Raw genomic sequence first — 24,521 nt, 5'->3', positions numbered from 1 at the left:
TTTCCTGCTCTCGCCTACGTTGCCTAGTAAGTGATCTTGGACCGCTGTCTCAGCGGTTATTCGAAAAGCCGTCGAGCCTGGTCGAGTCGGCCGGCCACGGTGCCCTCGATCACCTCGTCGCCGAGTTCCACCCGGATCCCACCGAGCACCTCGGCGTCGACGATGACCTGGACCGAGATCTCCCGGCCGGCCTGCCGGCTCAGCGTCTGCTGCAACCGCTCCAGCTGAGTCTGGTCGAGCGGCCGCGCCACCCGTACCGTCGCCAGCAGCCGGCTGCGCTCTGCCGCCGCCAAGGATACGTAGCCGGCGATCGTGTTGGCGAACGTCCGCTGCCGGGCCGCGACGGCCCGCCGGGCCAGCGCGATCGTGGCGTCGTTGGCCTTGCCGGACAACAGTTCGGAGACCAGATCCTGCCGCCGGTTCAGCGCCGCCGACCGGTCACCCAGCGTCGAGCGCAGCGCCCCGTCGGAGTCGACCAGGCGGCCGAACCGGAACAGTTCGTCCTCCGTCTCCCCCAGGCTGGACGACCCGATCGAACGCAGTTGCGCCCGGACCGCCTGCCGCTCCAGCGCCGCCGTGAACGTGCGGCCACCGGCCCAGCGGAACCGGACCGCCGCGACCAGCACCTCGACCGCAGCCGGGTTGACCTTGCCGTCGAAGAGCGACCGGACGATCCCGGACCGCGCCTCCTCCGACGTCCCCGGGTCGGTCAGCGCCCGCCGCAGGGCCGGTTGCGCGTCGAGCGCGTCGACCACCGCGAACAGGTCCGAACCCACCGTCAGCCCCTGCTCGGTGCCGGCCGCAGTGGCCAGGATCGAGTCCAGGGACGAGTCGAGCGCGCTCAGTCGGTCCTCGGCGGCGGAGCTCATCGGGAAGCCCCGGTCTCCGACGCCGCGACGTCCTGGCCCTCGAGATCGGTCAGGAACCGCTCGACGGTACGGCGAGCGCGCTCGTCGTCGTCCAGCGACTCGCCGACGATCCGGCCGGCCAGCGTGGTGGCCAGGCCACCCACCTCGCGACGCAGTTCGCCCAGCAACTGGGTCCGCTCGGCGGCCAGCTGCGCCTCGGCGGTGGCCTTGATCCGGGCCGCCTCGGCCTGAGCCTGCTCGCGCATCTCGGCGAGGATCTGAGCACCCTGCGCCTTGGCGTCCTCGCGGATCTTCGCGGCCTCGCCCCGGGCCTCGGTCAGCTGCGACTGGTATTCCTCCAGCGCGGCCTGAGCCTCGGCCTGAGCCTTCTCCGCCTTCTCCATTCCGCCTTCGATCGACGCACGACGCTCGTCGTACATCTCCTCGAAGCGCGGCATCACCTTGGCCCGGATCACCAGATAGAGCACGATCATGAGGAGGATCCCCATGATCAACTCCGACAGGTGGTGCGGCAGCAGCGGGCCGAGATCGATTCCCTCCATCGGCACCATGATCATGTTCTCGTTTCTGGGATCAGGTGAGGAACAGCGCGAAGGCGAGGCCCAGGATGGCGAGCGCCTCGACGACGGCGAAGCCGATCCAGGCGGTGCCCATCATGGCGCCGCGGGCCTCGGGCTGCCGAGCAGTGCCCTGGATGACGGAGGCGAAGATCAGCCCCACGCCAATACCGGAGCCGATGACGGCGAGGCCATAGCCGACCAGGTTGATCGAGCCGTTGATTTCCATCGGGGTCATGCTTGTCGGTTCCTTTCGATTTCCTGTTGCCGTTGCCGGGCAGGTCAGTGTTCGTCCGCCGTGGCCGAGGCCACGTACGAGGCGGTCAGGACGGTGAAGATGTACGCCTGGAGGGAGACCACCAGGAGTTCCAGCGCGAAGATCGCGAAGGTGAACAGCAGCGTGAAGCCGCCGGCCGCGTTGAGCAGGATCCCATCGGCCTGCGTCAGCAGATAGGTGCCGCCGACCACGAACACCAGCACGACGAGGTGACCGCCGAGCAGGTTGCCGAAGAGTCGGAGAGCCAGCGTGATCGGCCGGATGATGAAGTTCGACAGGGCTTCCACCGGAATGATCACCGGTGCCAGCCACAGCGGGACGCCGGCCGGCAGCACGCTGTTCTTGAAGTACATCAGGCCGTGCTTCTTCACACCGGCCGCGTTGTAGATGATCCAGCTGAGCAGCGCCAGGCCCCACGCGTACCCGATGTTGGAGAACGTCGGGAACATGAACACCGGGAACAGCCCGAACAGGTTGTTCACCCAGATGAAGCAGAACAGGCCCAGCAAATACGGGAAGTAGGGCTTCCAGTTGTGCCCGATGGTGTCCCGGGCGACCCCGTTGCGAATGAACGAGTACAAGAACTCAGCGACGAACTGGCCCTTGCCCGGCACCACCTTCAGGCGCCGGGACGCGATCAGCCAGAACGCCAGAATGACGATCACCGAGATCAGCGCCTGGACCAACGGCTTGTTGAACCAGTCGACGCCCGGGATGAACCCGCCGTTGAACTCGAAGTCCTCCAGACCCGGCGGTACGAATCCGCCTTCGCCGCCCGTCTCGAGCGGAACCAGAACGGGAATCAGTGAACCCACCGACCCTCCTCTCCCAAGGTCCTATGAACCGACCGGTCAGAGACGGTCAGCGTTTGTTCCGCGGATCCGGCGTGCCGCCGTACCGCCTGATGATCAAGAAAATGGCCCCGGCCGCGCCGAGGATGATGCCGATCGGAAGCAGGAATCGCGTCTTCAGCAACTGATCGCCGATCCAGCCCAGACCGCCGTAGAAGAGCATCCCGGCGATCAGGTACGACAGCACCCGAAGGCCCTGGTCCGTTCCCGTCGCCTTGTCGGACCGCTGCCGATCCTTCGGTGAGGTCGAGCGGTCCTCCTCCGGCGGTTGTTCCGGCGGTGTGCCCGCCGGCGGCTCGCCGCTGCCGCCGTCGTTCCGATCCGTCATGGCGAGACCGACGATAGCGTGTCATGGCTGATCACCGCTCACCGCCGGGGCGACGTACTCGCGGTCGTAGGCGCCGATCCGCAGCCGGGAGAAGACGAAGATCTCCACGGCCAGCCAGCCGACCACCACGGCGACCGCGGTCGCGGTCACCGCCTGCGGCGTCAGTGCGGCCCATCCGGCCCCCTTCCTGGCGACCAGCAACAGGAACAGGCCGACCACACAGAACCGAGCAAAGTAGCTGGTCATCGAAACGATCATCAGCGTGCGGGCCCCGGCGTCGGCGGTCCGCACCATGACGTACTGCCCGACGGCGTAGAAGGCGAGCACGATGCCGCCGCCGACGGCCGCCGAGAGCAATCCGGAGGGACCGCTCAGCAGGCCGAACACGACCAGGCAGATCAGCGTCGCGGCAGATCCGCCGATCAGACCACCGATCAGCAACTTGCGCGCCCGGACCACGTGAATGCTCGGCCCATTGCCAACAGCAGTCTCGGCTGTCGAGGGAGAGTGTTCAGTCGTCATGATGGCGGCTGTCCTAATCTGCGACCCACGGTGCTGGGCCCTAGTCGGGCGATCCCCGGCCTTGGGGTGTCTCTCCGGCCGGCCGATCTACTCGGCGTTGCGATGCTTGTGAAAAATAGCACAAGGTCTCCCTCGAGCTCCAATCGGGACCCTACTTCGCGACCCGGCGCGCCTTCAGCCGGGTACGGCCGTTGAGCGGCCGGCCGAGCGTCGCCACCAGCAGCACCAGTGCGAGCCCGAGCAGGCCGACCGCGACCAGCACCGAGATCCGGTCCTGGACCAGGCCGAGGCCGATCATGCCGAACGAGACCAGCGCGGACCAGCCGTACATCAGCATCACCGCGCCGCGCTGGCTGTGCCCGCGCTCCAGCAGTCGGTGGTGCAGATGCTGCTTGTCCGCGGCGAACCACCACTTCCCCTGATAGGTACGGCGGATGTAGGCCATCACCAGGTCCAGCAGCGGTAACGCGAGGATCGCCACCGGCAGCACCAGCGGCAGCACGGTCGGCAGCAGGCCGCGGTCGCTCGGCATCTGCGACGGATCGATCTGCCCGGTCAGGCTGACCGTCGAGGTGGCCAGCAGCAGCCCGAGCAGCAGCGCGCCCGAGTCACCCATGAACATCTTCGCCGGGAAGAAGTTGTGTGGCAGGAAGCCGAGACAGGCACCGGCGACGGCGACCGTGATCAGGCTCGCCGTGGTGGCCCGGGTCAGGTCCTGGGTCACGGTGAGCAGATAGCAGTACGCGAAGAAGGCGAACGCGCCGATCCCGACCACGCCGGTGGCCAGCCCGTCCAGCCCGTCGACGAAGTTGACCGCGTTGGAGCAGAGCACGATGAAGAACACCGTGATCGCGATCGAGGCGGAACTGTCCAGGGCGATGGTCTGCCCGGGCAACGGGATCCAGAGCATCTTCACGCCGAGCGCGACGACGACGCCGGCCGCGACGATCTGGCCGGCGAACTTGGCCAGCGCCGAGAGCTCGAACAGGTCGTCCAGCACGCCGACCAGGCAGATGATCGCCGCCGCGATCAAGATCGCCCGGGAGTCCTGGATGACCAGCTCCTGGGCGCCGAGGAACGGCAGCTGCCAGGCCACGACCACCGCGACGGCGAGCCCGCACAGCATGGCCAGGCCGCCGAAGTACGGCATCTCGATCGTGTGCACGTCCCGGTCCCGGACCTTCGCCAGCGCCCCGAACCTCAGCGCGAGCTTGCGGCACAGGCCGCTGACCAGAAAGGTCGCAGCCGCCGCGATCAGCAGCACCAGCAGGTATTCGCGCACGCTCGGTCTTCCGGGTGGATTGCGGAACTAGGTTTTGGGACTCGCCTCGCTCGGCGACGGCGCGGCATGATCATCAGTGGCGTCTTGATCATCGGTGGGCACAGGATCGTCAGCGGGCACAGCGTCGTCGGCGGGTACGGGTTCGCCGGCGTGCTGCTCGATCAGCCGCTCGATGTCCTCGCTGCTGTCCGGCTCCTCCGAGGTCGTCGACTCGTCCGACGCGGCGGCTGCCTCGGCCGCCGGACCAACATCGGTCGGCTCGGGGTCGGTGGACTCCCCCGCCTCGGCCGGTGCAGCGTCGGTCTCTGCAGCGTCGGTCTCTGCAGCGTCGGTCTCTGCAGCGTCGGTCTCTGCAGCGTCGGTCTCGGCAGCGTCGGTCGGCTCCGCGTCGGCGGCGGCCTCGGCCTCGGTGGGCTCGGGATCCTCGGGTGGTGCGGTCAGGTCCTCCATCTCGGGCAGCGTCTCCCGGAGCACCTCGACGCTGATCGCGCCGGAGCGGAGCAGCTCACCATGATCATTCTGGGAGAAGTCGACCATCGAGGAGGGTGCGCCGTCCGGGCTCGCGACCGGACCGCCGTCCAGGTAGACCGCCACCTTGTTGCCGAAGTACTCGATCGCCTGGTCGCAGGTCAGGGCCGACGGCCGGCCGCTCAGGTTGGCCGAGCTGACCGCCATCGGACCGGTCTGCCGGAGCAGGTCCCGGGTCAGCGCGTAGTCCGGCACCCGCAGCCCGATCGTGCCCCGGGTCTCGCCCAGGTCGATCCGCAGCGACTCCCGGGCCTTGACGATCACGGTCAGCGCGCCCGGCCAGTGCTTCTCGGTGAGCGGCGTGACCAGTTCGGGCACATCTTCGCCAAGGGCCCGGATCAGCGAGGCGTCGCCGATCAGCACCGGCGGCGGCATGTCCCGGCCGCGCTCCTTGGCGTCCAGCAGGCGCTGCACCGCGTCGGTGTCGAACGCGTCGGCGCCGATCCCGTACACGGTGTCGGTGGGCAGTACGACGCACTCGCCGTTCTCGATCGCGATCCGGGCCGCCTCCGCCGCCTCGGCCAGCACGTCCGGATCCGTACCCGTGACGTCGAACCGCTGGTAGGCCGGCAGCGGCGGCTCTTCGGGCTCCGCGGCGTCCTCGGCCTCGGCCGAACCCTCCGCGTCCTGATCCTCCGCCGTCTCGCCGGCCTCCGCCGGTTCGGCACCGCTCTCGGCGACCGCCGGCTCGTCGGCGCTCGCCGCGTCGCCCGACTCCTCGGCGCTCTTCGCGTCCGCGGACTCGTCAGCGCTCTTCGCTTCGGCGGGATCCTCGGCAGCCGGATCCTCCGTGCTCTGAGCCTGTCGAAGGGCCGGGTCCGATTCGGCCTCGCCTACCTCCGGCTCGGCCTTCGGAGCCGTCACCTCGGAGACGGCGACCCGGCCGGCCATCTGGTCCTTGATCCACTGCTCGGTCTCGGCCCGGCGCTCTTCCTCGATCGACTCCGCCTCGGTCGGCTCGGGTCGGGGGTCCACGGCAGCCTGAACCGGCTCTGCGGACTCGTTGGGCCCCGTCGGGTTCAGCGGCTCGTCGGCCGCGGCGCCGGCGCCCTGCTCACGGCGTACTTCGTTCACTCGGCCCATCCTGCCAGAGGCCCGCCGGCGGATCCGTCCCGCACGGCGGTGGTGAACCGGGAGCGTCCGGTCAGGTCCTGATGGTCGCGGACCGAGCCGAATCCGCCGTGCCCGGCGAAGATCGCGACCACGGCCTCGCCCTGCAGGTCGGAGTGCTCGGTGGCGAGCAGTCCGCCCGGCTTCAGCAGCCGCGCCGCGAGGCTGGTCAGCACCCGGATCGCGTCCAGGCCGTCGGCCCCGGAGTACAGCGCCAGTTCCGGGTCATGATCACGAGCCTCCGGCGCGACGGACTCGTACGCCTCCAGCGGGATGTACGGCGGATTGCTGATCACCAGGTCGCAGCGCCCGTCCCAGTCCCCCGGCAGGTCGGCCATGTCGGACTCGATCAGCTCGACGCCGGTCCCGGCCAGGTTCCCGGCGGCCCACTCGGCTGCCCGATGATCACGCTCGACGGCGATCACCGTACAACCCGGTGCCTCGTCGGCAAGGGCCTTGGCGATCGCCCCGGATCCGGTGCCCAGTTCGATCACCAGCGGCCGCCCGCCGTCCATGATCGACTTCTGCAGCCGTTCGACCGCCCAGCCGGTCATCACCTCGGTCTCCGGCCGCGGTACGAACACGCCGGGCCCGACGGCCAACTCCACGTGCCTGAAGAAGGCCCGACCGGTCAGGTGCTGCAACGGTTCCCGGCCTTCCCGCCGGATGATCAACTCCCGATACCGCTGAAGTTGATCATCGTCGATCCGGTCCATGATCAACAGCCGGCTCGGCTCGACGCCGGCGACGTGGGCCAACAGCAGCCTTGCGTCCGTGTCCGGACTCGGCACGCCCGCCGCGCTCAACCGGCCGGTCGCCTCCGCGATCACCGTACGCACGGGAGTGCCCATGATCATCTTCTGGTTCATGCCGGACCGGCGAGGGACAGTCGCTCGGCGGTGTCCGCCTCCTGCAGCGCGGTGATCACCGGGTCCAGCTGGCCGTTCAGTACCTGGTCGAGGTTGTGCGCCTTGAAGCCGATCCGGTGGTCGGCGATCCGGTTCTCCGGGAAGTTGTAGGTCCGGATCCGTTCCGAACGGTCGACCGTGCGGACCTGGCTCCGGCGGGCCGCCGAGGCGGCGTCCGCCGCCTGCTCCTCGGCCAACGTGGTCAGCCGGGCCCGCAGCATCCGCATCGCCTGTTCCCGGTTCTGCAGTTGGGATCGCTCGTTCTGGCAGGAGACCACGATGCCGCTGGGCAGGTGGGTGATCCGGACCGCGGAGTCGGTCGTGTTGACGCCCTGGCCGCCCGGCCCGGACGACCGGTAGACGTCGATCCGAAGATCATCGTCGTTGATCTCGATCTCGGTCTCCTCGACCTCCGGCATCACCAGGACGCCGGCCGCGGAGGTGTGCACCCGGCCCTGGGACTCGGTCACCGGCACCCGCTGCACCCGGTGCACGCCACCCTCGAACTTGAGCACCCCGTACGGCATGTCGTCCGGCGAGCCCACCTTCGCCGCCTTCACCGCGACGGTGACCGACTTGTAGCCGCCGAGGTCGGTCTCCTGGCTGTCCAGCACCTCGACCTTCCAGCCACGCAGCTCGGCGTAACGGCTGTACATCTTCAGCAGGTCGCCGGCGAACAGCGCCGACTCCTCGCCACCCTCGCCGGACTTGATCTCGATCAGCGCATCGGACGAGTCGTTGGGGTCCCGCGGCGCCAGCAGCCGGGTCAGTCGCTCGGTCAGCTCGGCCAGCCGTCCCTCCAACTGCTCGGCCTCGGCGGCGAACGCGGGATCGTCGGCGGCGAGCTCGAGGGCCGCCTCCCGATCCTCGGTCAGCCGGTCGTGCTCGGCCAGGCCGCTGACGATGGGGGTCAGCTCGGCGTACCGGCGGCCGAGGCGCCGGGCCAGCGCGGGATCGGTGTGAGTCGCCGGGTCGGCGAGCTGGCCTTCCAGCTCGGCGTACTCCTCCCGCAACGGCTGGGCTGACTCGAACATGGACCCTCCACGGGAGCTGACGAACGGGCAAAACTTGGGCGGGCACGCAAACGGGCGCCGGGAAGGCGGGTCTCCCCCGCCTCCCGGCGCCCGGTCGAAGCTACTTCTTCTTCGCGTACCGCTTCTCGAACCGGGCCACGCGGCCGCCGGTGTCGAGGATCTTCTGCTTGCCGGTGTAGAACGGGTGGCACGCCGAGCAAACCTCGGCGCGCATCACGCCTTCCGACGCGGTGCTGCGGGTGGTGAACGTGTTGCCACAGGTACAGGTCACCTGGGTCACCCCGTACGCGGGATGGATGTCAGCCTTCATTTCTCTCCTCGGTCTCTCGGCACCGGGTCGCCCACCACTCGCGGACGTGAACCGGCACCACCGGGCAAGTTTGCCGTACTTGCCTCCACCCGCCAAATGCGCCACGCCCCGCAGATATTCCCGCCGCGCGCCCCGCTGGTCCGGTCTCGTCGAACGCCGACTTTTCGACCTCGATTCTCCTGCGCCCAGCACGATCTCGGACCGAATCGCGCGACCCGTGAGCGAGAATGGCGCCGTGCTCGCTGCTGCGAACGACGGACGGCCGCCAACAGGCATGCTTCTCGTCATCTCCGGGCCCTCGTCCGCGGGCAAGACCAGCGTCGGACACGCACTGGCCGAGCGCAGAGAACGTGCGATCCACATCGACGGCGACGTCATCCAGCGGCTGGTCGTCTCCGGCTCCGTCACCATGGAGATCCCGCCACCGCCGGGTGCCATCGACCAGTTGCGACTGCGCTTCAAGGCCGCACTCACCGTGGCCAACCTCTATCGCGCCGCCGGCTTCGACGCGGTCCTGAGCGACAACCTGTTCGAGGACGAAGCGCGCCGGTTCCTCGACTCGGCGCTCGAATCACAGCCCTCCCGCCCGGTGCACTTCGTGATGCTCAATCCGTCCGTCGACGCGATCTGGACGAGATACCGGCAACGCCCCGGAGGCGGCTACACCGACACCCTCACTCCGGAGATTCTCAAGACGGCGGTCGAACGCACGCCCCACGTCGGGCTCTGGCTGGACACCTCCGACCAAACCCTCGCGCAGACCGTCGACGAAGTCCTCGGGCGGCTGGAGGACGCGGTGGTCGATCCCGCTGCGCTTCGCATCGCAACCTGACCGCTGTGGTCGATGGTTCGGACGCGGCTACCGTTCACCGGGCCCCGGCGTGGCGGGCGGGCCGGGGTTGTCCAGCATCACCCGCTTCCGGCGCTGCCACGGATCCAGGTGCAGGTACGGCTTCGCGAACGGATCGACCTCGGTCTCGGCGAGGATCCGCCCGACCTCGTCGACCGATCGACCGACCACCTCGACGGCCTCGAAGCTCCGATCGTCTGGCGGAGCCTGAACCGCCGAGTCGACCACGGGCAGGGTGCGCAGGATGATCAACTCCGGTTCGCCGGTCTCGCCCAGATCGGCATACAGGACGACCGCGAGGCAGGTCTGCCCCACCTCGAATCCTCGCTCCCAGCCGACGGTGAACGTCTCCGGCATCGCGATCCCCGGGTTCCGGGACGGCCGGCTCCACACGACCCGGTCCGTGCGCCACTCCATCCGACCGGGCACATCGCTCGCCTGCGGCGCGGGTTCGTCCTCGGACCGCACGGTCAGCAGCACGAGGAAGTCGCCGTAGGTCACCCAATCCTCAACCGTCCCGTCCGGGAACGCCTTCAGCCCCATCGACGGGGCACCGCAGTGGCCGGCGACTGCGGCGCGGGGACCCGGGCTCGCTCCGGCACAGGCCGACAACGCAAGAGCGAGGGCCAGCCCCAGGGCCGCCGCCACCAGGGGCAACCGCGACGTCGTTGTCATGAATCGAGACTAGGAGCGGCGGCGATTCCGGCCCATGGCCATAGGTCCCACGGCGGCTGCGAAAACCATTGGCCCGCTGTCGGTGGCCGACTCTAGACTCGTCCGCGACGTAGAAGGAGGTGCACACACCTTGTTGACGAAGGACATTCCCTCGACTCGCTGGTCGGCCGGTCCCGGCTGGCCCGCGCCGGCTGAGTTCGGCGCGCCCGGTTGTGCCTCCGCCGATTCCGTCGCTTGATTCGGCCCCAGCTCTGACCGTCCGCCGCGACCACGCGGCCCACCTCCGCTGACCCTTCGGGGTCGGCCGCGCCGACTTCCGCTTCCCGATCTCGTACGACCTCTCTGCTTTCAACGCCCTCGAAAGGAGGACGACCCATGAACACGCACGACCACGATCCGCGCGAGACCGCCGTCTGGGTTCCCGGATCGCTGGTATTCGTCCGGACGGAGCAACGCCAGCACGGGCTGGCGGCCGAGGAGGCTCTGTTCCTGCGCACCCTGGAGCAGGTCCAGACCGACCGGCGCCGGCGGCCCAGGCCCCGGCCCATCGCCCGGCTCCGGCTGCTCGCCGCCCGTCGGCTCGGTGTCGCCAGCCTCACCGACTGAGAAAGACTGCGCCGCGCGGAATACCTTCCGAGGTTCGCTCGTTGGTGCTGTTGGTCGAGCTGAAAACGCTCGGTCCAGCGGCGCCGGAGCCTCATCCGGTAGCCGAACCCCAATGACGCTGCCAGCCCCGACCGGGGCGGGCTGTGCGCTGGGCACCCACTCTCACAGTGCAGTGACCGGACCAAGCCTGCCCAGGCTCCGGTCCGGGCCGCCACGACCACAAGCAAGACCCCTCGAAGGGAGGGAAATACGATGAACTTTTCCCAGTACGATCCGCGAGATGTAGCGCTCTGGACCCCGGGTTCCGTGACGGTCGACCGTCCGGCCCTCGGCCGCTTCGGCCGTCCGAGCGAGGAGGCCCTGATCCTGCAGGCACTCGAGGGGCGGCGCGCTGCGCGCGCCCGTCGGCCGCGCCGGTTCGGGCGGCTCCGTCTGATCGCCCGTAACGCCTGATCTCAGATCAGGCCCTAGAAACGACTCGATCCCCGGACCTCACGGTCCGGGGATCGAGTTGTTTCTGCTTGTGGCTCAGTCGTCGTCGGAGCCGGTGGTGACACCGGTCCGGGCGCCGGCGCCGGGCACGGTCCGGGTGATCGCCACCAGGAACTCGTTGTTGCTCTGCGTCTTGCGCATCCGGTCCAGCAGCATCTCCAGACCCTGGACGCCCTCGAGGCCGGACAGGACCCGGCGCAACCGCCAGATCACGTTGAGCTCTTCCTTGCTCATCAGCAGCTCTTCGCGGCGGGTGCTGGAGGCGTCGACGTCGATCGCGGGGAAGATCCGCTTGTCGGCGAACTCGCGGCGCAGCCGGAGTTCCATGTTGCCGGTGCCCTTGAACTCCTCGAAGATCACTTCGTCCATCTTCGAGCCGGTCTCGATCAGCGCGGTGGCCAAGATCGTCAGCGAGCCGCCGTTCTCGATGTTCCGCGCGGCACCGAAGAACCGCTTCGGCGGATACAGCGCATTGGAGTCGATACCGCCGGACAGGATCCGGCCGGATGCCGGCGCCGCCGTGTTGTACGCACGGCCGAGGCGGGTGATGCCGTCGAGCAGGATCACCACGTCCTTGCCGAGCTCCACCAGCCGCTTCGCGCGCTCGACCGCCAGCTCGGCCACCGTCGTGTGATCATCGGCCGGGCGATCGAACGTGGACGAGATCACCTCGCCCTGAACGGTCCGCTCGAAGTCGGTGACCTCCTCCGGACGCTCGTCGACCAGCACCACCATCAGGTGGACTTCCGGGTTGTTCGTGGTGATCGCGTTCGCGATGGCCTGCATGATCAACGTCTTGCCGGCCTTCGGCGGCGAAACGATCAAGCCACGCTGGCCCTTGCCGATCGGCGACACGATGTCGATCAGTCGGGTGCTCAGCTTGTTGGCCGTGGTCTCCAGCCGGAGCCGCTCCTGCGGATACAACGGGGTCAGCTTGCTGAACTCGAGCCGGCCCTTGCTGGCCTCGGGATCCGTGCCGTTGACCGTGGTCAGCTTCACCAGCGGATTGAACTTCTCCTTCCGCTCCCCATCCTTCGGGGTACGGATCTCGCCGGTGATGATGTCGCCCTTGCGCAGGCCGAACCGCTTCACCATGGAGAGCGAGACGTACGCGTCGTCGGGCCCGGGCAGGTAGCCGGTCGTCCGTACGAAGGCGTAGTTGTCCAGCACGTCGAGGATGCCCTTGGTCTCGACCAGGACGTCGTCCTCCGACACCACCGGCTCGTCGAAGCGCTCCGCGCCACCGCCGAGCTGGCCCGAGCCACCGCGGCGCCGGCTCTGCCGGTCCCGGCTGCGCCGCCGCCGGCCCCGACGACCGCCCTGCTCGTCGTCGAAGTCGTTGCCACCGCGATGTTGATTGTTGTTGTTGTTCTGGTTGCTCTGGCGGCGTCCGCGCCGGCCGTCGTCACCGTCGTTGCGGTCGCCGTCGGCGTTGTTGTCGGACCGGCCTTCGGCGTCGCCGCCGCGCTGGCGCGGTTCCCGGTCGCCGTCGCCGTCCCGCTGGGAGCGGCGCTCGACCTGGGCCTTGATCTCCTGCTCGACCCGGGCCTGCACCTCCGGGTCGACGGACGGCCGCTCGGCCTGACCGTCGCGAGACTGGGCCTGGTCACGCGGCTCGCGCTGCTGGTTCTGCTCGCGCGGCGGGTTCTGCTCGCGGCGCGACTGGTTCCGCTCCCGCGCCGGTTCATGGGTGCCGTTGCTGCTCGGCTGTTCGATCGACGCCTCCAGCGTCGGCTGATCGGCCGGCGCCGACTGGCGGGCCTCCCGGCGGCTCCCGTTCCGAGGCCGCTCCGTCGCGGATTCGGTGGCCGGAGCCTGCTCAGCGGCGGCCGGGCGGCTCGAACCACCCTGCGCCGCCTTGATGGCGTCGATCAGCTGGCCCTTGCGCATGGCGCCCAGGCCCTTGATTCCGAGTGAGCCGGCAAGCTGCTTCAGCTCCGGGAGGACCATGGCCTCCAGACCAGAACCCTTGCGCTTGCGGGGAGCGTCGCCCTCAGCGGGCGCGCTCGTCACTTCGGCGGTATCTGTCACGAGTTTCCTTCTCGGTTCGGGTGGTCTTCACCCTTCCTGACCCCACAGGATTCGCCTGGGGGAACGTTTCTTGAATACCCCCGCCACCTTCGCCTATGCCAAGGCCGTGGACGCGGGATTCATCAGTGGGTCATCGACAGCGATCAGGTCGGAACTCTCATCGACCTCTGGGTGATCGCCGTTGCGCCAGACCCGGGGCGCTGCCGGGGAAAAGACCCGCAAGCCAAACCGCGTGCTCTCTTCACCGTCGGCACAATCAGGCTAGCACCATCGGAGCAGAAAGGGAGATTTTCCGCGGCCTGACACCGAAAGTCGTGTTCGTCACACTACTGCGGACCGGTCTTCGACCCGGGCTCCGGTGCCCACCGACAGGTTCCTCCGGCGGAACCCGGGCTGGTCCGGAAGATGGGTCAGCGACGGCGCCCGGCCGAGCACCAGGACGGACGGCCCGGCCCCACTGACCACGGCCGCAAATCCCTTGTCTCTAAGGGATTCCAGGAGATCGTACGATTCCGGCATGGCGGTCCGGCGATACCTTTGGTGCAGCCGGTCCTCGGTCGCCGGCAGGAGCAGCTCGGGGCTCCGGGACAGCGCCTCGACGAGCAGCGCGGCCCGGCCGGCGTTCGCCGCGGCGTCACTGTGCGGCACCTCGGCCGGCAACAATCCGCGCGCCTCGCTGGTCGGCACCGACGTGTCGGGCAGATAGACCATGGCCGCGAGGTCGGGATGTACGGGCACCTGCACGGCGCCGACCCGGTCCGGGCCCGGATAGGCGATCACCAGTCCGCCCAGCAGCGCCGCCGCGACGTTGTCGGCGTGGCCCTCGATGTCCGTGGCGAGGCCGAGCAGCCGCTCCGGCTCCGGGTCCGCGCCGGCGAGCACCGTACCGGCGAGCAGACCGGCGACGATCGCCGCCGCCGACGAGCCGAGGCCGCGGCCGTGCGGGATGACGTTGTCCGCGGTCAGCGCCAGGCCCGGAACCTCGCAACCGAGGTCGGCCAGCGCCGCGACCGCCGAACGAAGGATCAGGTGCGAGCCGTCCCGCGGCACGTCCTCGGCGCCCTCACCGGTCACCTCGGCGCTGAACCCGCTCGCGACCACGCGCAGCGTCGCCGCCTGGCGCAGGTCGAAGGCGAGCCCGAGATGGTCGAAGCCCGGCCCGAGATTCGCGCTGGTCGCCGGTGCCGAGACGGTCACCGTGCGCCCGACCAGGTCCGCGGCCAAGGCGACTTACTCCAGCCCGCAGACTGCGGCGACCTCGGCCAGCGCTGCCGGCACCACCGGAGCGGCCTCGACCGTGTGACCGGACAGGGCGGTGTCGATGTCCTTGAGTCCGTTGCCGGTCACCGTGATCACGATCCGCAGCCCCGGCTCCAGCTCGCCTCGCTCCGCCTTGGCCAGCAATCCGGCCACGCCGGCCGCGGACGCCGGCTCGACGAACACGCCCTCCTTGGCCGCCAGGAACTGCTGCGCCGCCAGGATCTGCTCGTCCGGTACGGCCTCGAACAGGCCACCGGACTCGTCCCGCGCGGCGACCGCGAGCGCCGCCGACGCCGGGTTGCCGACCCGGATCGCGGTGGCCAGGGTCTCCGGGTTCAGGACCGGGTGCCCGAGCACCAGCGGCGCCGCACCGGCAGCCTGGAACCCCCACATCCGGGGCTTCCGGGTGGACCGGCCGGCGTCGGCGTACTCCACGTAGCCGCGCCAGTAGGCGGGCAGATTGCCGCCGTTGCCGACCGGCATCGCGTGCACGTCCGGCGCGTCGCCGAGCACGTCGACGACCTCGAACGCGGCCGTCTTCTGGCCCTCCAGGCGGATCCTGTTCACCGAGTTGACCAGGGACACCGGGTAGTGATCGGCGAGCTTCTGGGCCAGCCCGAGACAGGCGTCGAAGTTGCCGTCGATCTGGACCACCCTGGCACCGTGCACGACCGCCTGGGCCAGTTTGCCGGCGGCGATCCGCCCGGCCGGCAGCAACACGATCGGCAGCAGTCCGGCCTTCGCCGCGTACGCGGACGCAGAGGCCGAGGTGTTCCCGGTGGAGGCGCAGACGACCGCGGTCGCGCCCTCGTGCGCGGCGGCGGTGACGGCGACGGTCATGCCGCGGTCCTTGAACGAACCGGTCGGGTTGGCGCCCTCGACCTTGAGCCAGACCTCGCCGCCGAGCCGGGCGGACAGGTTCTCCGCGGCGACCAGCGGTGTGTTGCCCTCGCCCAGCGTGATCACCTTGGCGGCGGGATCGATCGGCAACCAGTCGCGGTAGCGCGCGATGATCCCGGAGGTCGTCACCTGCCCTCGGTCAGCAGACACCGTCATCACTCACCCTCGACTCTCATCACGCTGGTCACCTCGACGACCTCGTCCAACTCCCGCAACGATTCCACAGTGGCACTCAGCGCCGCATCCGGCGCCGGGTGGGTGACGATCACCAATTGGGCGTCGGCGCCGCGGCCCTGCTGCCGTACGGTCTGGATGGAGACGCCGTGGTCGGCGAAGCAGTTCGCGATCGTGGCCAGCACGCCCGCGACGTCGGTCACCTCGAGGGACAGGTGATAGCGGGTCACCACCGTGTCGATCGTCGAGATCGGCCGGGCCGCATAGCTCGACTCCCCCGGTCCGGACGCGCCGCGGAGCCGGTTCCGGGCGACCGTCACGACGTCGCCGAGCACCGCGCTCGCGGTCGGGGCACCGCCGGCGCCCGGCCCGTAGAACATCAGCCGGCCGGCCGACCGGGATTCGACGAAGACCGCGTTGTAGGCGCCGCCGACCGAAGCCAGCGGGTGGTTGCGCGGGATCATCGCCGGATGGGTCCGGACCGAGACGGACCGTTCGCCGTTCGCCCCGGGCGCGGTGAGCTGACAGATCGCGACCGCCTTGACCACGCAGCCCATCGCCTTGGCCGAGGCGATGTCGGTCGACGTGACGTCGGTGATCCCCTCGCGGTAGACATCGGCGCTGGTGACCCGGGTGTGGAAGGCCAGGCTGGACAGGATCGCGGCCTTGGCGGCGGCGTCGAACCCCTCGATGTCGGCGGTCGGGTCCGGCTCGGCGTACCCGAGTTCCTGGGCCTCGGCCAGCGTCTCGGCGAAGCCCGCGCCGGTGGTGTCCATCTTGTCCAGGATGAAGTTCGTGGTGCCGTTCACGATGCCGATCACGGCGGAGATCTCGTCGCCGACCAGCGACTCCCGCAGCGGCCGGATGATCGGGATCGCTCCGGCCACCGCCGCCTCGAAGTAGAGGTCGACGCCGGCCTCCTCCGCCGCCGCGAACAGGTTCGAGCCGTCCTGGGCGAGCAGGGCCTTGTTGGCCGTGACCACCGAGGCGCCGTTCTTCAGCGCGGTCAGGATCAGGTTCCGGGCGGGCTCGATGCCGCCGATCACCTCGATCACCAGATCGGCACCGGAGCTGACCAGCTTCTCGGCGTCCGTGGTGAGCAGCGCCGGATCGATCCCCGGGCGCTCCCGGCCGGCCCGGCGGACCGCGATGCCGATCAGTTCGAGCGGCCGGCCGATCCGGGCCCGCAGGTCATCGGCCGAGTCGGTGAGCAGGCGGACCACCTCGCTGCCGACGGTGCCGCAACCCAGCACGGCGACCTTCAGCGGCGTGGTGGCGAGCGGCTCGGCTGTGCTCATCGATGACCTCGTGAATTCTGATGGTTGTCGCGGACCGCGCCGACTCGGTTCGGCCGCCTCGGTCCTGGCGGTTCATTCTGTCCTATCGAGCGAAGCTGACTCACCCGACGTCGAGCCGCAGCAGGTCCTCGATGGTCTCCCGGCGGACCAGGGTGGTCAGCCGGCCGTCCCGGACCCCGATCACCGGTGGCCGCGGGACGTGGTTGTAGTTGCTGGCCATCGACCGGCAGTACGCGCCGACCGCAGGCACCGCCAGCAGATCACCCGGCGCGATGTCGGCCGGCAGGAACTCGTCCCGGACCAGGATGTCGCCGCCCTCGCAGTGCACGCCGACGACCCGGGCCAGGACCGGGTCGGCACCGGACCGGCGGGAGGCCAGGGTGGCCGAGTAGTCGGCGCCGTAGAGGGCGGTCCTGATGTTGTCGCTCATGCCGCCGTCGACGGACACGTACAGCCGGGTGTGGCCGCCGTCCAGCTCGACCGGCTTCACCGTTCCGACCCGGTAGAGGGCCAGCGTCGACGGGCCGCTGATCGCCCGGCCCGGCTCGATCGACAGGTGCGGCACGGTCGCCCCGAGCGCCTCGCACTCGGACTCGATGATCTTGGTCAGTGCGCCCGCGAGCTGATCCGGCGTAGCCGGCGCATCCTCTGACGTGTAAGCGATTCCGAAGCCACCACCAAGATCAAGTTCGGGCAGTTCGACGCCGATGATCTTGGCCGCCTCGGCCCGCAGCCGGAGGGTACGGCGAGCCGCGACCTCGAACCCGTCCGGCTCGAAGATCTGCGACCCGATGTGGGAGTGGATGCCGATCAGCTCGAGCCGCGGTTGATCATGACACTCCCGCAGCGCCCGCAGCGCGGCACCGCCGGCGATCGAGAAGCCGAACTTCTGGTCCTCGTGCGCGGTCGCGATGTACTCGTGGGTGTGCGCCTCCACGCCGGTGGTCACCCGGACCATCACGCGGGGCGTCCGGTCCAGCTGCTCGGCCAGGCTGGCGAGCCGGCCGATCTCGTCGAACGAGTCGACGATGATCCGGCCCACGCCCGCTTCGATGGCGGTACGGAGCTCGGCGATGCTCTTGTTGTTGCCGTGCAGGCCGATCCGGCCCGGGTCCACGCCCGCCCGCAGCGCGACGGCCAGCTCTCCGCCGGAGCAGACGTCGACGCCCAGCCCCTCCTCCGCGACCCAGCGGGCGACCGCCGTACACAGGAAGGACTTGCCGGCGTAGTAGACGTCCCAGCCGTCGAACGCCGTACGGAAGGCGCGGGCCCGGGACCGCAGATCGTCCTCGTCGAGCAGGTACGCGGGCGTACCCATCTCCTCGGCGATCTCCGTCACGGTGCGCCCGGCGACCGTCAGCACCCCCTGGTCGTCCTTTGCCACGCGCCGGCTCCACAGGCCGGGCAGCAGCGCGTTGACGTCCTCGGGTACGTCGAGCCAGCGCGGGTGCGGCCCGGCGGCGTCGGCATGGATCGCGCCGGCGATGTGCGACGCGATCATCGGTGGGACCCGGATCGGAGCGGGCCGGAGGGGCACGAGATCACGGCGGAACTCTGCCAGAACCGGCCGGCCGATGCCCCGCCTTTTCAACTCGTGGACCTCCCCGCCGGATCCGAGTGCGCATCCTCGCTCGATCACTGATACATTTCTCTTCGGCCATCCGGCCCCCGTAGCTCAGGGGATAGAGCACCGCCCTCCGGAGGCGGGTGCGCAGGTTCGAATCCTGCCGGGGGCGCCAGCATCTCACCTGATCAGGTGAGGATCGCAGCGCCGAATTCACCTTCAACCGATCGCCGATCACGGCGCCCGCCACGTATCATGTAGGACAAGCGATACGTGTCAGGAGGCCGAATGAAGCTCAACAGCAAGGGACAGGTCACCATCCCGGCCGAGCTCCGCGCCAAGCACGGCTTCGCCGAGGGCGACGAGGTCGACGTGGTCGAGGACGGCAACTCCCTGCGGATCGTTCACCGCAACCCGGGCCAGAGCCGCGGCGCCCGAACCGTGCACCGAATGCGCGGCCGCGCGACCACCAACCGGACCACCGACGAGTTGATGGACCTGTTGCGTGGCGAATGAGCGCGGCGGAACGACTCTGATCGATTCGAATGTGCTGCTCGACATCCTGACCGACGACCCGACCTGGTCCGAGTGGTCGGGCACCCAGCTCGCCAACGCACTCGATGGCGGCACGGTGATCATCAATCCCCTGATCTACGCCGAGGTGTCTGTCGGCTTCGAACGGATCGAGGAGCTCGACGAAGCCCTGCCCGAAACGATCTTCCGGCGGGAGCCGCTGCCGCATTCCGCCGGATTCCTTGCTGGGAAGGCGTTCCTGGCCTACCGCCGTCGCCGCGGCTCAAGGTCGACGCCACTGCCCGACTTCTACATCGGGGCACACGCGGCCGTTGCCGATCATCGTTTGCTGACCAGGGATGCCCGCCGGTACCGGACCTACTTCCCGAGTGTCGACCTCATCGCTCCCGCGTAGTCGCCGGCCTCGCCGCTCCTTGCCGATTCCGCAAACGGCCGTGCCCGCTCGGCGAGTGCCGACGAGACTGGTGGCTGTACCGCCCGGTCGTCGTCGAAGGAGTCCAACGTGCCCACCACCACCCGCCGCGCCCGTCGCCGGGACACGCCGCCGCCCCGGACCGGAGGAAGCGAGACCGAGGTGCTGCGAGGTTTCCTCGACTACCTCCGGACCTCGATCGCGGCGAAGGTCGACGGCGCTCCCGAGCCGGAGGTGCGAACGGCCATGGTGCCATCCGGTACGAACCTGCTCGGCCTGCTCAACCACCTGACCTTCGTCGAGCGGGCCACCTTCCTCGGCGCCAAGATCACCAACTGGCCGGCGACCTTCCGCGCGGCGCCCGAGGACGCCGTCGCCGACGTCGTCGCCCGCTACCGGGAGACGATCGAGCAGGCGAACGCGGTGCTCGACGGCTGCACCGAGCTGGCCGCGACGCTCCCCCGGCCCGACGGCAAGCCCGGCCCGAGCGTCCGCTGGGCGCTCACCCACCTGATCGAGGAGACCGGCCGGCACGCGGGCCACGCCGACATCCTGCGCGAACTGATCGACGGCAGCACCGGCCGCTGACCTCAGACCGGCAGCGGCAGGTCCACGGTTCGCCCCGGCGGGGTCAGCCGGTAGGCGTCGAACAGGTGCATGATCGCCAGCGACTCGTCCAGGGTGCCCTTGGTCGGCGCGGTGCCGGCCAGCACACTGTCGCAGAAGTGCCGCACCTCCGGAACGTAGCCGAGATAGAACAGATTCTTGTTGTAGAGCTGGCCGAGCGAGAACTCGGGCTGCCAGACCAGCGGCGCCACCTCGTCATCCACGACGTAGCTCGGGTTCCGGCCGTAGCCGAGCCGGGCACCGGGCCGGTAGTAGGTCAGCCGGACGCCGTTGTCGATCACCAGATTGGCGTCCCGGCCGACCACCTCGACCCGTTCCAGCGGGCTGGTCGCCGCCGCCCCGGACGCCAGGTGCAGCGAACCGACCGCGCCCGACTCGAACCGCAACATCGCCACCGAGCCGCCCGCCGGCTCCCGCTCGTAGCCGAACCGGGTGATCGCACCACCGAGATAGCCGAGCACCGCGCCGGGATGGTAGATGTGATCAAGAAACCCGATCAGCTCCCGCGGGTCCTGCTTACGCTCTTCGTCGGGCAGCCCCTGCGGATACCGTACGGTGATCGACGCGACCGGCCCGAACTCCTCGGACTCGATGATCGACTTCGCCTTCTCCATCGCCGGCGTGAAGATCTTCTTCAACCCCGTCATCACGAACCGGCCGGCCGACTCGGCGGCCGCCTTCAGCTCCAGCACCTCCGCCGCCGAGGCCGCGGTCGGCTTCTCCATCCAGACGTGGCTGCCGGCCGCCAGGCACTCCAGGGCCAGGTCGGTGGCCTGCACTCGGCCGTCCTCGTCGTAGCTGGTCACGATGAAGACGGCGTCCGGCCGCTCCCGTTCCAACATCGCGCGATGATCATCGTAGGACTGCGCCGCGCCGAACGTCCGCGCGTACGCCGCCGCCCGGTCGGCGGCCCGGTCGCACACCGCGACCAGGTCGACCGGTGCGTACTGGAAGGTCGGATAGACGTTGCGGTACGAGTGCCCGCCGGCGCCGATGAACGCGCACCGGACCCGCTGCTCGTACTCGAACTGGTAGGTGATCTCTGCACTCCCCTGGGCCATCCCACCAGTCTGGCAGTGATGATCACCGATGCGGAGAAGTCCGATTAGGACAGTGCTAGCCGGATTTGATCTTGGCGGCCCGCTCGACGGCCTTCGCGATCGCGTCCCGCTCCCGCTGGACCGCCTCGCGCACCTTGAGGTCGGCCTCCCGCCGTTTCGCCTCGGCCTCCCGCCGTTTCGCCGCCGCGACCTTGACCGCCTTGTCGCGGCGCACCTCGTCGCGGGCGAACTCGCCGATCTCCGGCGGGTCCGGCGGAGCGGCTGCGTCCGGCCCCGTCCGGTCCCCGACCCGTTCCAGGTAGCGCTCGAACCCGTCCAGCAGCCGGTCCAGGCCGAACCGGAAGTCCGCGTCCTCGAGCCCCGCCTCCGACGAGCCGAAGTACTCGCCCGACACGACCATCGGATAGAGATCCGGAAACCGGTCCGCCGTCACCAGCTCCCGCAGCGCGCCGGCCTGCGCCTCCGCCGCCCACGCGTCGCGGGCCAGGTCGATCTCCTCGTCCGCGACCTCCTGCTCCAGCTCGCAGTAGCTGCGCACGTACATGCTGACGACCATGATCACCGAGACCTTCTCCGGCAGCTCCAGCCGGGCCGGCCGGAGCGCGCGCAGACCAAGATCGACGACCGCCATGTTGTTCGGCGTCATCAGCAGCGACGGGGTGCGGTTGATCTCCAGCATCCATGGGTGATCGCGATAGCAACCGCGGAGCAGCGTCGCCCAGTCCCAGGTGTTCGCGCGCCAGTCGTCGCCCCAACCGTCCTCCGGGTACGAGATCTCGCTGGCCGCGTCGGCCATCAGGACCAGCAGGTCGTCCTTGCTCGAGACGTAGCGGTAGAGCGACATCGTGGTGAAGCCGAGCGACGACGCCACCCGGCTCATCGTGACCGCCGCCAGCCCTTCGGCGTCGGCGATCCCGATCGCCGCCTCGACGATCAACTCGTGGCTCAACTCCCGCTTCGGACCGCGCTGCGGGTTGGCCGCGATCCCCCAGGCCATCGCCACGGCACGCGGCAGTTCCTGCTCCACCGGATCGCTCATCGGGCCAGGATAGTGCCCCGTACTCGTACTGTGTGCCATGCATACTGTTTACGTGATACGCTGCGTATCCAGTACACAGTTAGGAGACGTGATGACACCCGCCGTCGAGATCTCCGGTCTCGCGAAGTCGTACGGGAAGACCACCGTGCTTGACGGGATCGACCTCGCCGTCCCGACCGGGACGATCTTCGCCCTGCTCGGCCCGAACGGCGCCGGCAAGACGACCTTGATCAACATCCTCAGTACGCTGATTCCGCCGGACCGCGGCCGGGCCACGATCCTCGGCCACGACGTGGTCACCGAGGCGGACCAGGTCCGCCGGTCGATCAGCCTGACCGGTCAGTACGCCGCCGTCGACGAGCTCCTCACCGGCACCGAGAACCTCCAGTTGATGGGCCGGCTGTCCGGACTCACCCCGGCCGACGCCCGCCGCCGCGGCGCCGAACTGCTGGCCGACTTCGACCTGGTCGACGCCGGTGCCCGCCGGGTGAAGACCTACTCCGGTGGCATGCGACGCCGGCTGGACCTGGCGATCAGCTTGATCATCACGCCACCGGTGCTGTTCCTGGACGAGCCGACCACCGGCCTGGACACCCGCAGCCGGCTGGCGCTCTGGCAGGCCATCCGCGGCCTGCTCGACGCCGGTACGACGATCTTCCTGACCACTCAGTACCTGGAGGAGGCCGACCAGCTCGCCGACCGGATCGCGGTGATCAACCACGGCCAGGTGGTTGCCCAGGGATCGGCGGCCGAGTTGAAGGCCCAGGTCGGCACCGAGCTCGTCGAACTGCGCGATCCGGCCGGCCGGCTGCTCGCCGAACATCACACCGACGGAACCATCGACGGCCTGCAGGCGGTGCTCGCCGGGCTCGACCGCTCCGCGTACCCGGACGCCCAGGTCACCCTCCGCAAACCGACCATGGACGACGTGTTCCTGGCCCTCACCGGGGACGCGACGGCCGACCAGAACCGATGGGAGCTGGCCCGATGACCACCCTGACCGTACCGGCGCCGCGCGCGGTGCCCACCCCGCTGGCGACGAACCTCGCCTTCATCGGCCGCAGCGTGAAGCATTCGCTGCGCGAGGTCGACGCGCTGCTGATGGCGATCGCCCTGCCGGTGATGTTGATGTTGGTCTTCACGTACGTCTTCGGCGGCGCGATCGAGACCGGCGGCGACTACATCAACTACGTGGTGCCGGGGATCATCCTCACCTGCGCCGGCTTCGGAGCCAGCAGTACCGCGGTCAGCGTGAACACCGACATGACCGAGGGCATCATCAACCGGTTCCGGACCATGCCGTTGCAGGCGTCCGCGGTGATCACCGGCCATGCGATCGCCAGCCTGCTGCGCAACCTGGTCGCCACCGGGATCGTCTTCGTGGTCGGCCTGCTGATCGGCTTCCGCCCGTCCGCCGGCCCGCTCGGCTGGCTCGCCGCGTTCGGCGTGATCGCCCTCTACATCCTCGCGATCACCTGGATCTTCGCCGTCCTCGGGCTGCTCGCCCGGAGCCCCGGCGCGGCCAGCGGCTACGGTTTCGGCCTGCTCTTCCTGCCGTACGTGTCCAGCGCGTTCGTCCCGGTCGACACGATGCCGTCCTGGCTCCGCGCCTTCGCCGAGCACCAGCCGCTGACCCCGATCAACGAGACCATCCGCGGCCTGCTGATGAACCTGCCCCTCGGCAACCAGCCCTGGTGGGCCCTCGGCTGGTGCCTGGTCATCCTGATCGCCGGCTACCTCTGGGGCCGCTGGCTCTTCCCCCGCCGCCTCGCCCACTAACCCCCGCCCCCCCGCTCCCCCCGCTGACCGGGCACAAAAGCAGCCGTTCTGACGGCGTGTCGCTGCTGTTGTGCCCGGTCGGCGGTTGGGTTTGGGCGGGTGGAACCTCGACGGGTTCGGGCGAGACGAGGACGGACCGGGCAAATCTCGTCGGGGTGAACCGGTCCGACAGATCCGGTCGAAGCCAATCCCACCGACAGTTCCCGTCGAGATGAAGCCGTACCGACAGATCCCGTCGAAACGAAGCCCGCCGACAGATCCCGTCGAAACGAAGCCCGCCGACAGATCCCGTCGAGATGAAGCCCACCGACAGATCCCGCCGAGATGAAGCCCACCGACAGATCCCGCCGGTGCGAAACCCAAGCAACAGACCCCGCGGCCCGAAACCCAACCAACACCCGCCGAGGTGAAGCCAGGCCGGTTGACTTGATCAGCGCGATGCCCTGGACCAGCGGACTCCGTCCCGGAGCTCCGAGCACAACCCGCCGAATCCCACATCCCATCCCCGAACCGACCGGATGCCCCTATGTTTGTCAAGGGGTCGCGGGTGTGGGTTCTGCGGGTCGGAGGGCTTTGGTGATGATCTTGTGGACGTCGCGGGCGATGTAGCGTTTGAGGCGGCGGATGATGTCGCGTTTGGACT

27 protein-coding genes and 1 tRNA gene are annotated in these 24,521 nt (G+C 69.3%); 9 read left to right on the top strand and 19 right to left on the bottom strand.

Features of this window, described 5'->3' with window-relative positions:
* Positions 1–56: 56 nt before the first annotated feature.
* The 11 genes from ACFQU4_RS15745 to rpmE all read right to left on the bottom strand — a co-directional run bounded on the left by ACFQU4_RS15745 (position 57) and on the right by rpmE (position 8,576).
* Positions 57–869 carry a F0F1 ATP synthase subunit delta gene (locus tag ACFQU4_RS15745; protein ID WP_377493462.1) on the bottom strand — a complete coding sequence of 271 codons (813 nt, stop codon included), beginning with the start codon at positions 867–869 and terminating at the stop codon, positions 57–59.
* Positions 866–1,420, bottom strand: coding sequence for a F0F1 ATP synthase subunit B (locus ACFQU4_RS15740; RefSeq protein ID WP_377494241.1), 555 nt, complete (start codon positions 1,418–1,420; stop codon positions 866–868). Before ACFQU4_RS15740 ends, ACFQU4_RS15745 begins: the two co-directional genes overlap by 4 nt.
* Positions 1,421–1,442: 22 nt before the next feature.
* Positions 1,443–1,664: an ATP synthase F0 subunit C gene (locus ACFQU4_RS15735; RefSeq protein WP_179757907.1), complete on the bottom strand. Its 222-nt coding sequence runs from the start codon at positions 1,662–1,664 to the stop codon at positions 1,443–1,445.
* 44 nt (positions 1,665–1,708) lie between these two features.
* Positions 1,709–2,509 (bottom strand): F0F1 ATP synthase subunit A, encoded by an 801-nt coding sequence (gene atpB, locus ACFQU4_RS15730; RefSeq protein WP_377494239.1) that lies wholly within the window; start codon positions 2,507–2,509, stop codon positions 1,709–1,711.
* A gap of 55 nt (positions 2,510–2,564) precedes the next feature.
* A complete protein-coding gene (locus ACFQU4_RS15725; protein WP_377493461.1) occupies positions 2,565–2,882 on the bottom strand; it encodes a hypothetical protein in 318 nt (105 codons plus the stop codon).
* A gap of 21 nt (positions 2,883–2,903) precedes the next feature.
* The gene (locus ACFQU4_RS15720) at positions 2,904–3,341 is read right to left on the bottom strand and encodes a hypothetical protein (protein ID WP_377493459.1); all 438 of its coding nucleotides are present in this window, start codon (positions 3,339–3,341) and stop codon (positions 2,904–2,906) included.
* A gap of 214 nt (positions 3,342–3,555) precedes the next feature.
* Entirely contained in the window at positions 3,556–4,686 is a 1,131-nt protein-coding gene (locus ACFQU4_RS15715) for an MraY family glycosyltransferase (RefSeq protein WP_377493457.1), read from the bottom strand.
* A gap of 27 nt (positions 4,687–4,713) precedes the next feature.
* A complete protein-coding gene (locus ACFQU4_RS15710; protein WP_377493455.1) occupies positions 4,714–6,288 on the bottom strand; it encodes an L-threonylcarbamoyladenylate synthase in 1,575 nt (524 codons plus the stop codon).
* On the bottom strand, positions 6,285–7,175 hold the full coding sequence (gene prmC, locus ACFQU4_RS15705) for a peptide chain release factor N(5)-glutamine methyltransferase (protein ID WP_377493453.1): 891 nt from the start codon (positions 7,173–7,175) through the stop codon (positions 6,285–6,287). The genes ACFQU4_RS15710 and prmC overlap by 4 nt, the downstream gene beginning before the upstream one ends.
* A gap of 14 nt (positions 7,176–7,189) precedes the next feature.
* Positions 7,190–8,266: a peptide chain release factor 1 gene (prfA, locus tag ACFQU4_RS15700; RefSeq protein WP_377493451.1), complete on the bottom strand. Its 1,077-nt coding sequence runs from the start codon at positions 8,264–8,266 to the stop codon at positions 7,190–7,192.
* A 100-nt stretch (positions 8,267–8,366) separates the two neighbouring features.
* Positions 8,367–8,576, bottom strand: coding sequence for a 50S ribosomal protein L31 (gene rpmE / locus ACFQU4_RS15695; protein WP_377493449.1), 210 nt, complete (start codon positions 8,574–8,576; stop codon positions 8,367–8,369).
* 235 nt (positions 8,577–8,811) lie between these two features.
* On the opposite strand from rpmE, the gene ACFQU4_RS15690 reads away from it, so the two are divergent.
* Complete coding sequence (locus tag ACFQU4_RS15690; protein WP_377493447.1) at positions 8,812–9,408, top strand: AAA family ATPase; 597 nt, start codon at positions 8,812–8,814, stop codon at positions 9,406–9,408.
* A 27-nt stretch (positions 9,409–9,435) separates the two neighbouring features.
* Here the strand turns inward: ACFQU4_RS15690 and ACFQU4_RS15685 are convergent, their stop codons facing one another.
* Positions 9,436–10,101 (bottom strand): hypothetical protein, encoded by a 666-nt coding sequence (locus ACFQU4_RS15685; RefSeq protein ID WP_377493445.1) that lies wholly within the window; start codon positions 10,099–10,101, stop codon positions 9,436–9,438.
* A 375-nt stretch (positions 10,102–10,476) separates the two neighbouring features.
* On the opposite strand from ACFQU4_RS15685, the gene ACFQU4_RS15680 reads away from it, so the two are divergent.
* Both ACFQU4_RS15680 and ACFQU4_RS15675 read left to right on the top strand, forming a co-directional pair.
* Positions 10,477–10,707, top strand: coding sequence for a hypothetical protein (locus ACFQU4_RS15680; protein ID WP_377493443.1), 231 nt, complete (start codon positions 10,477–10,479; stop codon positions 10,705–10,707).
* Between the two features lie 252 nt (positions 10,708–10,959).
* Positions 10,960–11,160, top strand: coding sequence for a hypothetical protein (locus ACFQU4_RS15675; protein WP_377493441.1), 201 nt, complete (start codon positions 10,960–10,962; stop codon positions 11,158–11,160).
* Positions 11,161–11,235: 75 nt separating this feature from the next.
* Here the strand turns inward: ACFQU4_RS15675 and rho are convergent, their stop codons facing one another.
* The 5 genes from rho to lysA all read right to left on the bottom strand — a co-directional run bounded on the left by rho (position 11,236) and on the right by lysA (position 18,363).
* Entirely contained in the window at positions 11,236–13,149 is a 1,914-nt protein-coding gene (gene rho / locus ACFQU4_RS15670; protein ID WP_377493439.1) for a transcription termination factor Rho, read from the bottom strand.
* 402 nt (positions 13,150–13,551) lie between these two features.
* Positions 13,552–14,454, bottom strand: a complete 903-nt coding sequence (gene thrB / locus ACFQU4_RS15665; RefSeq protein ID WP_377493437.1) for a homoserine kinase — start codon at positions 14,452–14,454, stop codon at positions 13,552–13,554.
* Positions 14,455–14,460: 6 nt separating this feature from the next.
* On the bottom strand, positions 14,461–15,546 hold the full coding sequence (gene thrC, locus ACFQU4_RS15660; RefSeq protein WP_377493435.1) for a threonine synthase: 1,086 nt from the start codon (positions 15,544–15,546) through the stop codon (positions 14,461–14,463).
* The gene (locus tag ACFQU4_RS15655) at positions 15,546–16,862 is read right to left on the bottom strand and encodes a homoserine dehydrogenase (protein WP_377493433.1); all 1,317 of its coding nucleotides are present in this window, start codon (positions 16,860–16,862) and stop codon (positions 15,546–15,548) included. The genes thrC and ACFQU4_RS15655 overlap by 1 nt, the downstream gene beginning before the upstream one ends.
* Positions 16,863–16,962: 100 nt before the next feature.
* Positions 16,963–18,363 carry a diaminopimelate decarboxylase gene (gene lysA, locus ACFQU4_RS15650; RefSeq protein WP_377493431.1) on the bottom strand — a complete coding sequence of 467 codons (1,401 nt, stop codon included), beginning with the start codon at positions 18,361–18,363 and terminating at the stop codon, positions 16,963–16,965.
* 163 nt (positions 18,364–18,526) lie between these two features.
* Here lysA and ACFQU4_RS15645 point away from each other — a divergent pair.
* The 4 genes from ACFQU4_RS15645 to ACFQU4_RS15630 all read left to right on the top strand — a co-directional run bounded on the left by ACFQU4_RS15645 (position 18,527) and on the right by ACFQU4_RS15630 (position 19,960).
* Positions 18,527–18,601: transfer RNA gene (locus tag ACFQU4_RS15645), tRNA-Arg, on the top strand.
* 113 nt (positions 18,602–18,714) lie between these two features.
* Positions 18,715–18,942: an AbrB/MazE/SpoVT family DNA-binding domain-containing protein gene (locus ACFQU4_RS15640; protein ID WP_377493429.1), complete on the top strand. Its 228-nt coding sequence runs from the start codon at positions 18,715–18,717 to the stop codon at positions 18,940–18,942.
* The gene (locus ACFQU4_RS15635; RefSeq protein ID WP_377493427.1) at positions 18,932–19,354 is read left to right on the top strand and encodes a type II toxin-antitoxin system VapC family toxin; all 423 of its coding nucleotides are present in this window, start codon (positions 18,932–18,934) and stop codon (positions 19,352–19,354) included. Before ACFQU4_RS15640 ends, ACFQU4_RS15635 begins: the two co-directional genes overlap by 11 nt.
* Before the next feature lie 108 nt (positions 19,355–19,462).
* The gene (locus tag ACFQU4_RS15630) at positions 19,463–19,960 is read left to right on the top strand and encodes a DinB family protein (RefSeq protein ID WP_377493425.1); all 498 of its coding nucleotides are present in this window, start codon (positions 19,463–19,465) and stop codon (positions 19,958–19,960) included.
* A gap of 2 nt (positions 19,961–19,962) precedes the next feature.
* Here the strand turns inward: ACFQU4_RS15630 and ACFQU4_RS15625 are convergent, their stop codons facing one another.
* Both ACFQU4_RS15625 and ACFQU4_RS15620 read right to left on the bottom strand, forming a co-directional pair.
* Positions 19,963–21,060, bottom strand: coding sequence for a Gfo/Idh/MocA family protein (locus tag ACFQU4_RS15625; protein WP_377493423.1), 1,098 nt, complete (start codon positions 21,058–21,060; stop codon positions 19,963–19,965).
* Positions 21,061–21,115: 55 nt separating this feature from the next.
* Positions 21,116–22,099, bottom strand: a complete 984-nt coding sequence (locus ACFQU4_RS15620; protein ID WP_377493421.1) for a TetR/AcrR family transcriptional regulator — start codon at positions 22,097–22,099, stop codon at positions 21,116–21,118.
* 91 nt (positions 22,100–22,190) lie between these two features.
* Between ACFQU4_RS15620 and ACFQU4_RS15615 the strand changes: the two genes are divergently transcribed.
* Together ACFQU4_RS15615 and ACFQU4_RS15610 are read left to right on the top strand one after the other, a co-directional pair.
* The gene (locus ACFQU4_RS15615; RefSeq protein WP_377493418.1) at positions 22,191–23,090 is read left to right on the top strand and encodes an ATP-binding cassette domain-containing protein; all 900 of its coding nucleotides are present in this window, start codon (positions 22,191–22,193) and stop codon (positions 23,088–23,090) included.
* Entirely contained in the window at positions 23,087–23,878 is a 792-nt protein-coding gene (locus tag ACFQU4_RS15610) for an ABC transporter permease (RefSeq protein WP_377493416.1), read from the top strand. Before ACFQU4_RS15615 ends, ACFQU4_RS15610 begins: the two co-directional genes overlap by 4 nt.
* Positions 23,879–24,521: the final 643 nt, after the last annotated feature.

It is taken from the genome of Microlunatus sp. GCM10028923 (genome assembly GCF_042666975.1).
Lineage (GTDB): Bacteria > Actinomycetota > Actinomycetes > Propionibacteriales > Propionibacteriaceae > Microlunatus.
Note: the sequence above shows the minus strand (reverse complement) of the source record. Positions and strands in the feature narration are given on the sequence as shown.